The organism is Nonomuraea endophytica (assembly GCF_014203235.1).
Classification (GTDB): domain Bacteria; phylum Actinomycetota; class Actinomycetes; order Streptosporangiales; family Streptosporangiaceae; genus Nonomuraea; species Nonomuraea endophytica.
In genome coordinates this window covers 101,124-114,398 of the sequence record NZ_JACHIN010000024.1, presented here as the reverse complement: position 1 = coordinate 114,398, position 13,275 = coordinate 101,124, and the positions used below count along the sequence as shown (strand labels likewise).

General features: G+C 73.5%; 10 protein-coding genes. 6 read left to right on the top strand and 4 right to left on the bottom strand.

All coding sequences use genetic code 11. From position 1 onward, the window contains the following. Positions 1 to 42 precede the first annotated feature (42 nt). Positions 43 to 801, bottom strand: coding sequence for a class I SAM-dependent methyltransferase (locus HNR40_RS50020; protein WP_184974874.1), 759 nt, complete (start codon positions 799 to 801; stop codon positions 43 to 45). 50 nt (positions 802 to 851) lie between these two features. Between HNR40_RS50020 and HNR40_RS50015 the strand changes: the two genes are divergently transcribed. Together HNR40_RS50015 and HNR40_RS50010 are read left to right on the top strand one after the other, a co-directional pair. Next, the gene (locus tag HNR40_RS50015) at positions 852 to 1,457 is read left to right on the top strand and encodes a copper resistance CopC family protein (RefSeq protein WP_184974871.1); all 606 of its coding nucleotides are present in this window, start codon (positions 852 to 854) and stop codon (positions 1,455 to 1,457) included. A 104-nt stretch (positions 1,458 to 1,561) separates the two neighbouring features. After that, entirely contained in the window at positions 1,562 to 2,614 is a 1,053-nt protein-coding gene (locus tag HNR40_RS50010; RefSeq protein ID WP_246510791.1) for a CopD family protein, read from the top strand. 382 nt (positions 2,615 to 2,996) lie between these two features. Here HNR40_RS50010 and HNR40_RS50005 read toward each other — a convergent pair whose 3' ends face one another. After that, entirely contained in the window at positions 2,997 to 4,145 is a 1,149-nt protein-coding gene (locus HNR40_RS50005; RefSeq protein ID WP_246510790.1) for a hypothetical protein, read from the bottom strand. Positions 4,146 to 4,205: 60 nt separating this feature from the next. After that, positions 4,206 to 5,462 carry a cytochrome P450 gene (locus HNR40_RS50000; protein WP_184974868.1) on the bottom strand — a complete coding sequence of 419 codons (1,257 nt, stop codon included), beginning with the start codon at positions 5,460 to 5,462 and terminating at the stop codon, positions 4,206 to 4,208. 25 nt (positions 5,463 to 5,487) lie between these two features. On the opposite strand from HNR40_RS50000, the gene HNR40_RS57720 reads away from it, so the two are divergent. Then, positions 5,488 to 5,895 (top strand): PaaI family thioesterase, encoded by a 408-nt coding sequence (locus HNR40_RS57720; RefSeq protein WP_221341795.1) that lies wholly within the window; start codon positions 5,488 to 5,490, stop codon positions 5,893 to 5,895. A 51-nt stretch (positions 5,896 to 5,946) separates the two neighbouring features. Here HNR40_RS57720 and HNR40_RS49990 read toward each other — a convergent pair whose 3' ends face one another. Continuing rightward, a complete protein-coding gene (locus HNR40_RS49990) occupies positions 5,947 to 9,273 on the bottom strand; it encodes an ATP-binding protein (RefSeq protein ID WP_184974862.1) in 3,327 nt (1,108 codons plus the stop codon). 73 nt (positions 9,274 to 9,346) lie between these two features. Between HNR40_RS49990 and HNR40_RS49985 the strand changes: the two genes are divergently transcribed. The 3 genes from HNR40_RS49985 to HNR40_RS49975 all read left to right on the top strand — a co-directional run bounded on the left by HNR40_RS49985 (position 9,347) and on the right by HNR40_RS49975 (position 13,239). After that, a complete protein-coding gene (locus tag HNR40_RS49985) occupies positions 9,347 to 9,760 on the top strand; it encodes a DUF4267 domain-containing protein (protein WP_184974859.1) in 414 nt (137 codons plus the stop codon). A 15-nt stretch (positions 9,761 to 9,775) separates the two neighbouring features. After that, positions 9,776 to 12,304 carry a CocE/NonD family hydrolase gene (locus HNR40_RS49980; RefSeq protein ID WP_184974856.1) on the top strand — a complete coding sequence of 843 codons (2,529 nt, stop codon included), beginning with the start codon at positions 9,776 to 9,778 and terminating at the stop codon, positions 12,302 to 12,304. 86 nt (positions 12,305 to 12,390) lie between these two features. Continuing rightward, the gene (locus HNR40_RS49975; RefSeq protein WP_184974853.1) at positions 12,391 to 13,239 is read left to right on the top strand and encodes an ABC transporter permease; all 849 of its coding nucleotides are present in this window, start codon (positions 12,391 to 12,393) and stop codon (positions 13,237 to 13,239) included. The last annotated feature ends 36 nt before the right edge of the window (positions 13,240 to 13,275 follow it).

The following is a 13,275-nucleotide window of genomic DNA, read 5'->3' as shown; positions in this document are numbered from 1 at the left end:
GCCGATTACGGTTTGCTTCGCCGTACTTTAGGGCATTTGTGCTCAGGGGCGGCGGGCGAGCAGGACCTGCGTGCGGACCTCCTCCACCCAGCGGCCGGACGGGTTCGCCGCCGTCAGGGCGGCCCGCAGCGCGCCGACGAAGGCGTCCTTACGCTCGCCGAGGCGGGCCGGAGCCGAGTACGAGTACGACAGCTGCAGGCCGATCACGTCGTCCTGGTCCCGGTCGCGCCGCCAGGTGAACACCTCCGACTCCAGGTCCCCGAACGGCGAGTCGGCCAGCACCTCGTCATGGTGCTTGCCGCTGGCCTGGTAGGAGTCGCGGGCGGTCAGCCCGTTCACCCCGAACTCCTCCCGCACCCGCCGCGTCACCGGCTCCCACGGCAGGTTCTCGTGGTCGCGCGTGGGACCCACCAGCGCCACGATCCCGTCCGGCGGCAGCAGATCGTCCAGGTCGGCGAGGACCGTCCGCCGGTCCATCCAATGGAACGACCGGCCCATCACCACATGGCCGAAACCCGGCAACTCCCGCAACGCGGTCGAATCGCCGGCCAGCCACCGGATGTTCGCCCGCCCGGCGCCCAGCTTGCGCCCCTCGGCCAGCATCTCCTCCGCCGGATCGACCGCCAGCACCCCCTCCACCTGCTCCGACAGCGGGATCGCCACCGTGCCCGGACCACAGCCCAGATCGAGCACCGTGGCCCGCGCGCCGAACGCCGCGGCCAGCCGGTCGATCGCCGCCTCGCCGTGGTCGGCGCGGTGTCTGGCGTAATAGGGGGCGGCACCGCCGAACAGGTCATCCATAGGTGGGACCATAGACGGGTTTCGAGGTGTTCGAGGGAAGGTCAAGATCGGTGAGGCGGCTTCTCACGGTCCTGCTGCTCGCCTGTGCGGCGGTCGGCGGCTGGATCGCTCCAGCGCAGGCGCACAACGTGCTGGTCTCCAGCGACCCCGGTGCCGACGCGGTGCTCACCGCCGCGCCGCAGCGGGTCACGCTCGTCTTCGACCAGCCGGTACGGCGTGGCTACGCGCAGATCGGGCTGACCGGGCCGGGGGGCGAGGCGCTGACCTCGGGCGCGACCGTGGTGGCCAAGGAGCGGGTGACCGTACCGCTGAAGACACTGACCACGGACGGCGCGTACGTGATCGGCTACCGGATCCTGTCGTCCGACGGCCACCCGGTAACCGGCCAGGTCCGCTTCACCCTCAAGCTCACCACCCCCGCGGCACCTACCGCGGCGGCTGACGGGCAGCCCAGTGCTGCCGCAGTGGCGCGGCCCGCCACGGGATCGGCCGACCTCAGCGCGCAGGCGGCGGAGGCGGCGGCCAACGGCGGGGCCGGGATGGCGGTCGTCTGGATCGTCGGCGCCCTGCTGCTGCTCGCGGCCGGAACCGTGATCGCCCTGCGCCGAAGCGCTCAGCCCGCCGCACCCCCGGGAGACAAGGGCGCACAGGCGTGAGCGGCACCACGCCGGTCCACGAGAGCGAGGATCACGAGACCGGGACAGGCGGTCCGGCCGCCGGCGGTCCGGACACCGAGCGTGGGTTGACCACCGTGCGCGGGATGACCGGAGTGCGTGGCATGGCCGGAGTGCACGGGCTTGCCGGGGTGCGTGGGATGGCCGGGGTGCGTGGGATGGCCGGGGTCTTCGTGCTGGCTGCTGTCGCCTCGGCTGTGGTGGCCAGCACGGTGACCGCGCAGGAGGCGGTACCGGGCATCGTGCTGCCGGGGCCGGTGGTGGCCTTCGGGCTGCCCGTTGTGCGGGTGCTGCTCGACGTGGCCGCCGTGGCGACGGTCGGGCTGAGCCTGCTGCCCAAGCTGCTCGGGTTCGACGAGCCTGAACGCACCGAGCCGGTTCTTCGGCGGGTACGGCCGCTGGCGGTCACCGCCGCCTGGGCGTGGGCGATCTGCGCGCTGGTCACGATCGTCTTCCAGACCGCCGAGCTCAACCCGGGCGGCGTCCCCACCCTCGGCATGATCACCGCCTACGTGGACGGTGTGGGCACCGGCCAAGGACTGCTGTTCAGCGCCGCGTGCGCGCTGGCGGCGGCGGGGATCGGGCTGATGGCGGTGCGGTACGGCGAGAAGGTTCCGGCGGAGCTGCGGATCGTGGTGGCGGCGTTCGGGCTGCTGCCGATCCCGGTGACCGGGCACGCGGTCGACTCCGTCTGGCACGACCCGATCATGATCTCCATGGAACTGCACGTGATCGGCGCCGCCGCCTGGACCGGCGGGCTGCTGGCCACCGTGGTGTTCCTGGCCCCGCGCCGCGACCTGCTGGCGACGGCGCTGCCCAAGTTCTCCCGGCTGGCGACGCTAGCGTTGGCGCTGGTGGCGGCGTCCGGGCTGGTCAGCGGCCTCGGCACACTGGCGCTGACGCCGGGCGTGGAGCTGCCGGACGCGATCCTCACCACCGAGTACGGCCTGCTCGTCGTCACCAAGGTCGCCCTGACCGCCCTGCTGGTGCCGCTGGCCGCCCACATCAGGTGGCGCCTGCTGCCCGGCATCGCCGCCGGGAAGGCCACCTCCGTGGTCGGCTGGGCCAGCGCGGAGGTGGCCGTGATGGGCCTGGCCTACGGCGTCGCCGTAGCCATCACCCGCGCCTCAATCGGCTAACCACCCGCCGGCCACACCCCCACGCCGCCCCGCTGACCACCCCGACGGGCACAGATCCACGCGGGCCCCAGCCGACCACCTGGACGGGCGCAACCCCGTAAGTGCCCGGCCAAGAGCCCAGGGGGCACGCCTACGCGCGGGAACCGGCTTGGCGCCCAGGCGGGAACAACCTCGCGGGGCGCCGGGTGACCGCCCAGGCGACACGAGCGCGCGCGGAGCGCGAGGCGCGAGCACAACCGCGCGGGGCGCTGGCTGACCGCCTGGGCGGCGCGAGCGCGCGTGGGGCGCGAGGCGTGGGGCGCGGCGTGGGGCGCGGCCCAGCCAAGCACCCAGGGGGCACAGCCCCGGGGGGCGCACAGCCCCGTGGGGGGCGGGTGAGTGGTTAGGCGGGGACGACGCCTCGGGGGTTGAGGGGGTGGAGTTCGAAGCGGTTGACGAACCATTCGCCGGCCAGCCAGGCAACCAGGAGGCCAGCCCCTGCCCAGATGGCCGAGGCCGTGGCCAGGGGTGGGGCGCCGAGGAGGCCGTGCATGCCGTTGAGCGTGCCGTACACGCCGCCCATGAGCGCGCTCTGCGCGATCAGCCCGCCGTAGACGGCGGCGGTCGCGAGGACGGATCCGGCGACGGCGCGCACCACCGGCATCCTGATCGCGAACGCCAGGTCCACCGCGATCGCCCCGGCGATCAGGAAGAACGGCACCGCCGACGGCGGGAACCCGGTGGCGGTCAGCATCGGCCACACGAGCGTCCTGAAACCGACGTACGCGGCGGCGATCAGGGTGGCGCTGCCGAAGCGGCCGATCATCAGGCGGGCGACGGCCAGCACGGTCATGCCGACGACGACGGCGTAGACGGGGTAGAGCGCGTCCGGCACCGGCAGGGAGAAGCCGACCATGGTGGTCCGGTCGACCGGCCGCCCCATCTGGTCGGCGGCGAACTGCAGCAGGATCGGCTCGGCGTAGGCGGCGTTGTTGTCCCAGGCGCCGATGGACAGCACGCCGTACTCCTGGTGCTGTTCGGGGAAGTGCACGTTCTCCAGGAAGAACGCGAAGAACGCGCCCAGCACCACGGTCCGCTCCCGGCCCGGCGGCGCTCCGGTGAACCAGCCCCGGATCACCCCGGCGATCATGAAGAACGTGCCCACGTACAGCAGGATGTGCGACGGGCTCCACGAGGTGATGTCGAGGCCGTTGACGCGGTGGTTGATCAGGTCGAGCGGGACGGCGACCAGGAAGATGCCGGTCCCCCACTGGATGAGCCGCAGCGCGGTCCTGTCGACGCCGTAGCCGGTGTAGCCGTGGACGATGGTGAGGGCCAGGGCGAGGGCCGTTCCGGCCGAGTTCAGCAGGTGCGGCGGGGCCAGGTCGTCGCGCAGCCACTTGAAGTGCCAGGAGACGTCCCAGGCCGATCCGAGCAGTTTGAGGGAGAACGCCGCCAGCCAGCCGTAGTAGAGGACCCGGAAGAGGTCCGGTGGCGTCTCGCGCCCCGCCTGGCCTCTGGTCCAGTACGGCAGAGCCCAGGCCTTGATCATTGCTGCTCGTTTCACGGCACGAAATCTTGCCCGGCCTTTACCCAGGACACAAACCGCAGATCAAGCCGGGCGCAGCCGTACGGGAAGGTGCTTGAGCCCGTTCTGGAAGTTGGAGGTGAGGCGGACCGGCGCGCCCGTGAGCGTGACCTCCCACCGCAGGAGCTCGGTGAAGACGGCGCGCATCTGCACCCTGGCCAGGTGCGCGCCCAGGCAGAAGTGCGGGCCGAAGCCGAAGCTGACGTGGTCGTTGGGGGTACGGCCGGCGTCGAAGCGGTCAGGTTCGGCGAAGGCCAAAGGGTCGCGGTTGGCGGCGGCGTGGTAGACGACGACCTTGTCACCCTCCTTGATCTCCTGGCCGGAGAGGGTGAGGTCGCGCGTGGCCGTACGGCGGAAGTTCATGACGGGCGGCCAGAAGCGCAACATCTCCTCGATCGCGGCCGGAAGGAGCGCGGGGTCGGCGCGCAGGCGGGCGTGCTCGGCGGGGTGGCGCAGGAGGGTGAGCAGGCCGCCGGGGATGCCGTTGCGCAGGGTCTCGTTGCCGGCGACGGCGAACAGGAAGAACATGTTCTGGAATTCGGCCTCGGTGAGCCCGCCCTTGAGCATGGCCGACATCACGGACGTCTCATCGGTGGGGGTGGCGGCCAGCGCCTTGGCGTAGGCGAACATGTCGGCCAGGGCGGCCTTCGAGCGGGGGTTCACGCCGGGTGCGAGTTCGGGGCGGGCGGCCAGCGCGAGTTGTCCCATCGGGCTCAGCCGCCGCGCGTCGGCGGTGGACAGGCCCGCGTAGTCGGCGTCCTGGTAGCCGATCACCCGCGAGGCCCAGTCGTGCAGCAGCCGCCGGTCGCCGTCCGGCACGCCCATCACGTGCGCGAGCGTCCAGACGGGCAGGTCGGCCGCCACCTCCACGAAGTCGCACTCCCCCGCCGCGAACAGCGCCGCCGCCCGCCCGGCGATCGTGCGCTCCAGCAGCCGCACGGCCCGGGGCGAGAACGCCGCCGCCACGATCCTGCGCAACCTGGAGTGGTCCGGCGGGTCGGTGTTGAGCATCATCGCCCGCACGAACGCGAGATCGGCGGGCGTCTGCGGGTCACGGATCTGGGTGGCGCCGCGATGGGAGGAGAAGTCCTCGGGTGTACGCAGCACATGCTTGACCTCTTGATGCCGAAAAATCCCGAAATATCCGGTCCCCGCCCCCCACGGCCCCACCGCGGGCTCCGGAACCCAGTGAACCGCCGCCTCCTCCCGCAACCGGGCGAACAGCTCGTACGGCACGCCACTCTCGTACGTCGACGGCAGAAAGACGGTCTCCACATCCATGGTCCCCAGCGTGCATGATGAGCCCGTGACACCTGAAGAAGGCGACGCGATTCTCCGGGACTACTTCGCCCCCTGGATCCAGGACCTCGGGCTGCGCGTGGAAGAGGCCGGCGAACGCCACGCGGTGGTCCGGCTGCCGTGGTCCGACACGCTGGCCAGGCAGGGCGGCGGACTGTGCGGGCAGGCCATGATGGCCGCCGCCGACACGGCTACGGTGATCGCGATCGCCTCGGCCAGGGGCGGCTTCGTGCCGATGACGACGGTGCAGCAGTCCACGACGTTCCAGCGGCCGGTGGCGGGCAAGGACGTGCTGGTGCACGTGCGGATCACCAAGCTGGGCAGGACGCTGGCGTTCGCCGACGTCACCCTCACCCCCGACGGCGCCACCGACCCGGCCGCCCACGCGAGCACCGTCTACGCCATCCTGGCCTGACGCACATCGCAGAAGCCGACGGCCTGCTTCACGGAACCCCAACGGCCAGCTTCACGAGAGCCGACGGCCCTCTTCACGGGAGTCGGCGGCCCAGCGGTCCGCGCCCCAGCGGCCGGCGATCTCGGCGGCTCTGGTGAAGTGGGCGCGGGCCGTACTCTCCTCGCCCAGCAGGCGGGCCAGCTGCCCGAGCGTGTGCGCGGGCGGCGGCAGGGCCACCGACATGCTGCCCGCGCCCGCGGGCGGCCCGCCGGCGTGCGGGAGCAGCGCGTCGTACAGCTCGCGGGCGCCCTCGCGCTCGTCCAGCGCGACCATCGCCGTCGCACGGAAGGCGGCGAAGACGGGGAAGAAGTAGTCGGCCCTGATCGGCACCGCCCGCCGCCGCATCTCGCGGGCCTCATCCAGCCGCCCTTCCGCCGCCAGGACCACGGCGACCAGGTCCGCGGCGAGCCCGCCGTACTCCTCCAGCAGGTGCCGGGCGACCCGCGGCAGGTCCTCGTCCATGAAGGCGGCCCGCACGAGCAGCAGGTACCCGTGCGCGTGCAGCGAGCCGTGCTCGGCCATGCGCGCCGTGGCCTCGGCATAGGTACGGCGGGCCGAGACGTCGTCCCCCCTGATCCGGGCGAGGGTGGCCAGCGCGCACTCCCCCACGTTCACCGGCTCGGTCATCCGGTAGCGCCTGGCCAGTTCCAGGCTCTCCTCGACCAGTTCCAGCGCCCGCTCCGGCTCATTCCGGGCGACGGCATCCGTGGCGCGCAGGAACAGCGTGTACCACCGGTATTCGGGCGTCTCCACCCGAGCGAGCCGTTCGGCGATCCCGGCGCGTTCCGGCGCGTCGAGCACCGGGTCGAGGTCGTGGGTGAGGGTGGACAGGGCGCGGGCGAGCAGCGACGGGTCGTCCAGACCCGCGGCGATCGCGACGGCGCGCCGGGCGGCGGCCCGCGCCTCGGGGGCGCCCTGGGCGGCCAGCTCGGCGGCGTAGGCGTCCAGCAGGCGGCAGCGCACCTCCTCGTCCAGGCCGGGCCGCTCCATGAGCCGCTCCAGCAGCGCCACCAGCGGGCGGTCGACGCTGCCGTAGGCGTGGTTCTGCCAGGGGACCGGGCCCGTCCACGCGGTGAAGGCGGCGATCTGCAGTTCGGGGTCGCCGTCGGCGGCGTCGATGGCGAGCTGCCTGGTCGCCCTGGCGCCGCCGAGGTCACCGGCCCGCACCTGGGCGCGCAGGAGCCTGCCGAGCAGGTCGATGCGTTCGGCCGGGGCCTGCCCGGCGCGCTCGCGCTTGTGGTCGTCCAGGTAGGCCAGCACGCCGGTGAGCAGGTCCACGGCGGCCGCGTGCGCGAAGCGGGCCTCGGCCAGCTCGGCGGCGCGTATGCCGTACCCGACGGACTTGGGGGAACGCGCCCGCGCGTAGTGATAGGCCAGCGCGGACGCGTCGTCCGGGTCGTGGGCCTCCAGGGCGTCGCCGACGCGCAGGTGCAGGCGCTCGGCGCGGGCCTTCGACAGCTCCCCCGCCACCGTCTCGCGCACCAGCGCGTGCACGAACCGCACCCGTCCCGCCCCGGGCTCGGTGAGCAGCCCGGCGATCAGCGCCGACTCCACGCCGTCGAGCACCGCTTCCTCGCCGAGGTCGGAGGCGGCGACGAGCACGTCGACGCTCGCCTCCCGCCCGGCGACCGCCGCCAGCCTGAGCACGCTGACCGCGCCCTCGGGCAGCCTGGCCAGCCGCCGCAGCAGCACCTCGCGCACCCCCTGCGGCACCCCGTCGAGCAGCGCCCGCGGCCGCCGGAAGGCGCCTTCGCTGTCGAGCAGGCGGGCGGTCTCGCGGACGAAGAACGGGTTGCCGCCGGTCCGCTCGGTCAGCGCCGCCACGGTCGGGGCGTCGACCGGGACGTCGCTCAGGGCGGACAACAGGGCGGCCACCGCGTCCCGCGCCAGTCCGGGAAGGCGCAGGCGCAGCGGTTCGCGCCTGGCCAGCGCGGCGAACGTCTCGGTGGAGCCGCCGTCGAGCTCGTCGTCGCGGTAGGCGGCCACGAGCAGCACCCTGCCCTCCAGCCCGGACATCAGCGCGAGCGTCTCGGCGTCGGCCCAGTGGAGGTCGTCGAGCATGACGGCCAGCGGGCGTTCCGCGGACACTCCGGCCAGCCACGACCAGACCGCCCGGTGCAGGAGGAAGCGGCCGGTGGCGGCGTCGCCGTACACGGTGGCGGTCTCGCCGAGCAGCGGGGTGAGGGTGGCGGCGAGCTCGGCGGGCGGCGGCGCCTGCGCGGCCACGGCCCGAAGGATCTCCCCCCACGCCCACGCGGGCGGGACCCCCTCGGCCCGAGGGCAGCTTCCCGTGGCCACCAGCCACCCGTCACCGGCCAGCCGGTCGTGCAGCCGTCGCAGAAGCGAGGTCTTGCCGAGCCCGGCCTCCCCGCTCACGAGCGCGACTTCAGGCCCGCCGTCACGCGCGGAAGCGGCCGCCCGCAGCAGCGCCTCCAGCTCAGCCGCGCGCCCGACGAACACCCCGCCATCCGGTACGGCCCGCGCACCCCCACCGGCCCGCGGACCGCCAACGGCCGGAGCGGCGGCACCCGGCGGCGCGACAACCTCCACCGCCGGAGCGGCGGCGACCGGCGGCCCAACAGCCTCCACCCGCCCCTCCAGAATGGCCGACTCCAGCCCGGCCAGCACCGGCCCGGGATCCAGCCCCAGCTCGTCGGCCATCACCTCGCGGGCCCGCCGCAGGGTGGCCAGCGCGTCCCCCTGCCGTCCCGCGTGCCACAGGGCCAGCGCGTGCAGCCGCCAGCTCTCCTCGCGCAGCGGAGCTTCCCTGACGAGCACCTCGGCCTCGGGCACCGCCCCCGCCGCGTCGCCCGCCCGCAGCCCGGCCGCCACCCGCAGTTCCCGCGCCACGTGCCGCAGCTCCTCCAGCCGCGCCACCTCGGCGAGGGCCCACCCGGCCCCGGCCGCCTCGGCGTAGGCGGGTCCCCGCCACAGCCCGAGCGCCCGTTCCGCCAGGTCCCGCGCCCGCGCGCCGTCGAGGGAGCGCGCCTCGTCCAGCAGCCGCTCGAACTCCCACGCGTCCACGGCGTCCCCGGCGTCCCCGGCCAGCCGCAGCGCGTACCCCGGAGGAGCGCTCACCAGCAGCCGCGCAGGCGTGCGCGGCGGCCGCCCGGGTTCGAGAAGCCTGCGCAGATTGGAGACGTAAGCCTGCAGCGACGCGAGCGCCTGCGCGGGGGCGCGGTCGTGCCAGAGGTCGTCGACCAGCCGGTCGGCGGAGACCACGTGCCCGCGCGCAGCCACCAGCACCGCGAGCACGGCACGCTGAAGCGGCCCGCCCAGCGGCACCGCCACCCCGTCGACCTCGGCCGCGAACGACCCGAGCACCCTGATCCGCACCATCGCCCCACATGGTACGAGGAGTTCCAAGCCGGCCTCCAAGTCCCTTCCAAGCACCGCCGCCGAAGCTGTGGCCATGAAGAACAACGCCCGCGCCCTGCGCGTCACCGCCGCCTCGCTGACCTGGATCGCCGCCCTGATGATCGGCTACGTCGGCTTCAGCTACCTGTTCACCCCGCTGGCCACCGCCCCGAGCTTCGGCCTGCCCGCCTGGCCCGGCCCGGAGGCGGCCGGATTCCTCAACGTGAAGGGCGTGCGGGACCTGGTGTCCGGCCTGATCCCGCTGGCGCTGCTGCTGTCGGGCCAGCGCAGGGCGCTCGGCTGGAGCCTGGCGGTGATCTCGCTGATCCCGTTCGGCGACGCCGCGGTCATCCTGGCCAACGGCGGCTCGGTCATGGCCGCGCTCGCCATCCACACCGCCACGGCCGTCGTGGTCCTCGTCACAGCCGCCCTCCACCTGCGGATCTCAGTGATCTCTCAGAATCGGTAGGTATGCTCCGAGCGCATGAGAAGAGTGTCCGCGCTGGTCGCGGTACTTGCCCTGATCGGGGCAGTGGCGTGGCTGGTGTGGCCGTCGGGTCCCGAGGTGCGCGGCCAGGAGAGCCGCGTCGCCGTGATCGACGGCCCGGCCGACGACCAGCGGGTGGAGCTCGACACGACGTTCTTCCCGCCCGCCGGCGGCGGGAAGGCGCCCGCGGTCCTGCTCGCGCACGGCTTCGGCGGCAGCAAGCAGAGCGTACGCGCCGACGCGCTCCGGCTGGCGCAGGACGGCTACGCGGTCCTGACCTGGTCGGCCCGCGGGTTCGGCCGCTCGACCGGCCAGATCGCGCTGAACTCCCCCGACTACGAGGTCAAGGACGTCAAGCAGCTGATCGACTGGCTGGCCAAGCGCCCCGAGGTCGTCCTGGACAAGGCGGGCGACCCGCGCGTGGGCATCGCCGGCGGCTCCTACGGCGGCGCCATCGCGCTGATGACCGCCGCCCACGACGCCAGGGTGGACGCGATCGTCCCCCAGATCACCTGGTACGACCTGGCCGACGCCCTCTTCCCCGACGCCACCGGCCAGGGCCCGCAGAGCGGCGTGTTCAAGAGCTTGTGGGCGGGCTTCTTCTTCGGCAGGGGCGCCCCCTCGGCCCAGGGACTGCAGGCGCTCACCCGCCAGCCGGCCCCGATGACCGCGGAGGAGGCGCGCTGCGGCCGCTTCCTGCCGGAGATCTGCGCGATCTACCAGCAGGTCGCCACGACCGGCCGGGCCACCCCCGAGGCGATCGAACTCCTGCGCAAGGCCAGCCCCAGCTCCGTCCAGGGCCGCGTCAAGGCGCCCACGCTGCTCATCCAGGGCCAGCGCGACTCGCTGTTCCCGCTGGGCCACGCCGACGCCAACGCGAAGGCGATCGCGCCGGGCACGCCGGTGAGCGTCATGTGGTTCGACGGCGGCCATGACGGCGGCAACGGCGAGGCCGACTGGCTCTACGCCCAGACCTCCGCCTGGCTGGCCCGCCACCTCAAGGGCGACACCGCCGCCACCCCGGTCCAGGCGTTCACCGTGACCAGGGACGGCGGCCGCGACCCCGGCACCCGCCAGCGCATCCGCCTGCACCCCGAAACCGGCGCGTACCCGGGCCTGTCCGGCACCACGACCACGGACGTCACGCTGTCGGGCCCCGAGCAGAACATCGTCAACCCGCCCGGCGGCAACCCCGCCTCCATCTCCACGGTGCCCGGCGTCAGCGGCCTGCTCGGCGGCGGCGGAGGCGGAGGCGGCCAGAACAACCTGAGCGTCTCCCTCGACATGCCCGGCCAGGCGGCGAGCTTCGAGTCGGCCCCGCTGACCGCCCCGCTCCAGCTCACCGGCTCGCCGTCGGTGAAGCTGCGCGTCTACGGCAAGGGCGAGGTGACGCTGTTCGCCAAGCTGTACGACGTCCCCGACGCCATCCAGCCGCCCACCCTGCCCGCCGGGCTGGTCGCGCCGCTGCGCGTGAAGATCCCCGACGGGGCGCAGAGCGCCGACGTGACGGTCGCGCTGCCCGCGCTCGACCACCGGTTCACCGTGGGCCACCGGCTCCGGCTGACCGTCACCACCACCGACATGGGCTTCGCCACCCCGGCCGAGCCCGCCTCCTACCGGGTGGCGCTCGCCGCCCCCGCCCTGAGCGTGCCGACGGTCGCGACGCTGAGCGCGCCGCCGAGCGGCGTCGCGTGGTGGGTGTGGGCGATGCCGCTGGCCGCGATCGTGCTGGCCGCCGTCCTGCTGGCCATGGGCAGGGCACGCAGGGGTACGGCCGGCCGTACCGTCGAGGAGGACTCCGCGCCGCTGGAGATCAGCGGCCTGACCAAGGCCTACCGCAACGGCGAGAAGGCCGTGGACGAGCTGTCGTTCCGCGTCGAGCAGGGCCAGGTGCTCGGCCTGCTCGGTCCCAACGGAGCTGGCAAGACCACCACGATGCGGATGATGATGGGCCTCATCCACCCGGACGCCGGCGAGATCCGCATCTTCGGCGAGCGGGTGACGCCGGGCGCGCCCGTGCTGTCGCGGCTGGGCTCGTTCGTGGAGGGGCCGGGCTTCCTGCCGCATCTGTCGGGCCGGGAGAACATCGAGCTGTACTGGGCGGCGACCGGCCGGCCCGCGGCCGAGGCGCACATGGAGGAGGCGCTGGAGATCGCCGGGCTCGGCGCGGCGCTGGAACGTGCCGTGCGCACGTACTCGCAGGGCATGCGGCAGCGCCTCGCGATCGCCCAGGCGATGCTGGGCCTGCCCGACCTGCTGGTGCTCGACGAGCCCACCAACGGCCTCGACCCGCCCCAGATCAGGGAGATGCGCGAGGTGCTGAAGCGCTACGCCCGCGACGGCCGCACGGTGATCGTCTCCAGTCACCTGCTGGCCGAGGTGGAGCAGACCTGCACCCACGTGGTCGTCATGCACCGCGGCCGCCTGATCACCACCGGCCCGGTCGCCGCCCTGCTGGCCAGCTCCAACGGCCACGGCCCCCGCCTGGAGGACGTCTTCCTGGACCTGATCGGAGAGAACTCGTGACCGCGGAGCGAACCCGACGGAGTGAGCGGAGTGGAGGCCCGACGGAGGAGGGACTCCGCGCAGCGAACGAGGAGGGTGAGCGACCCATGAACAGGGCCGAAGGCTATGCGCCCGGCCGGACGTTGCCGTTGCGGGTGGAGATCGTCCGGCAGTTCAAGCGGCGCCGGACCATGGTCATGTTCGGGCTGCTGCTCGCGCTGCCGTGGATCCTGGTCATCGCCTTCCAGTTCGGCCCCCAGCAGCCCAGCGGGCAGCAGCCAGGCCTGCGCATCTCCGACCTGGCCACGGCCAGCGGCCTGAACTTCGCCGCCTTCGCGCTGTCGGTCTCGGCCAGCTTCCTGCTGGTGGTGGCGGTGGCGCTGTTCTGCGGCGACACGGTGGCCAGCGAGGCGAACTGGTCGTCGCTGCGCTACCTGCTGGCCGCGCCGGTGCCGCGCGACCGCCTGCTGCGCCAGAAGCTGATCGTGGCCCTGGGTTTCTCCGCCGCCGCCGTCATCGCGCTGCCGCTCATGGCGCTGCTGGCCGGGACGGTCGCGTTCGGCTGGGACGACATCCAGGTGCCGGGCACCGGCGAGGTCATCCCGGCCCTGGACGTGCTGCCGCGCTTCGGCATCGTGATCGGCTACGCGCTGGTCAGCCAGCTCGTGGTGGCGGCGCTGGCGTTCCTGATCTCCACGGTCACCGACTCGCCGCTCGGCGCGGTCGGCGGCGCGGTGGGGCTGTGGATCGTCTGCACGATCCTGCAGGCGGTGGAGGCGCTGGGGACGCTGCGGGAATTCCTGCCGACGTTCTGGAACACCGCCTGGCTGGACGCGCTCGCGCCGACCATCGACTGGGGCGGCATGGCGAAGGGCGCCTCGATCTCGGTGACGTACGCGGCGCTGCTGCTGGCCTTCACCTTCCGCCGCTTCCGGCGCAAGGACGTGGTGTCCTAACCCCAGTGGGGCGGCTTGTTCTCCAGGTAGAAACTG

Excerpts from the sequence above, each read along its gene's own strand:
- HNR40_RS49985 (WP_184974859.1), top strand. The coding sequence starts at position 9,347 with ATGAAGAACAACGCCCGCGCCCTGCGCGTCACCGCCGCCTCGCTGACC.
- HNR40_RS49980 (WP_184974856.1), top strand. The coding sequence starts at position 9,776 with ATGAGAAGAGTGTCCGCGCTGGTCGCGGTACTTGCCCTGATCGGGGCA.
- HNR40_RS49975 (WP_184974853.1), top strand. The coding sequence starts at position 12,391 with ATGAACAGGGCCGAAGGCTATGCGCCCGGCCGGACGTTGCCGTTGCGG.
- HNR40_RS50010 (WP_246510791.1), top strand. The coding sequence starts at position 1,562 with ATGACCGGAGTGCGTGGCATGGCCGGAGTGCACGGGCTTGCCGGGGTG.
- HNR40_RS50000 (WP_184974868.1), bottom strand. The coding sequence starts at position 5,462 with ATGGATGTGGAGACCGTCTTTCTGCCGTCGACGTACGAGAGTGGCGTG.
- HNR40_RS50005 (WP_246510790.1), bottom strand. The coding sequence starts at position 4,145 with ATGATCAAGGCCTGGGCTCTGCCGTACTGGACCAGAGGCCAGGCGGGG.
- HNR40_RS49990 (WP_184974862.1), bottom strand. The coding sequence starts at position 9,273 with ATGGTGCGGATCAGGGTGCTCGGGTCGTTCGCGGCCGAGGTCGACGGG.
- HNR40_RS50020 (WP_184974874.1), bottom strand. The coding sequence starts at position 801 with ATGGATGACCTGTTCGGCGGTGCCGCCCCCTATTACGCCAGACACCGC.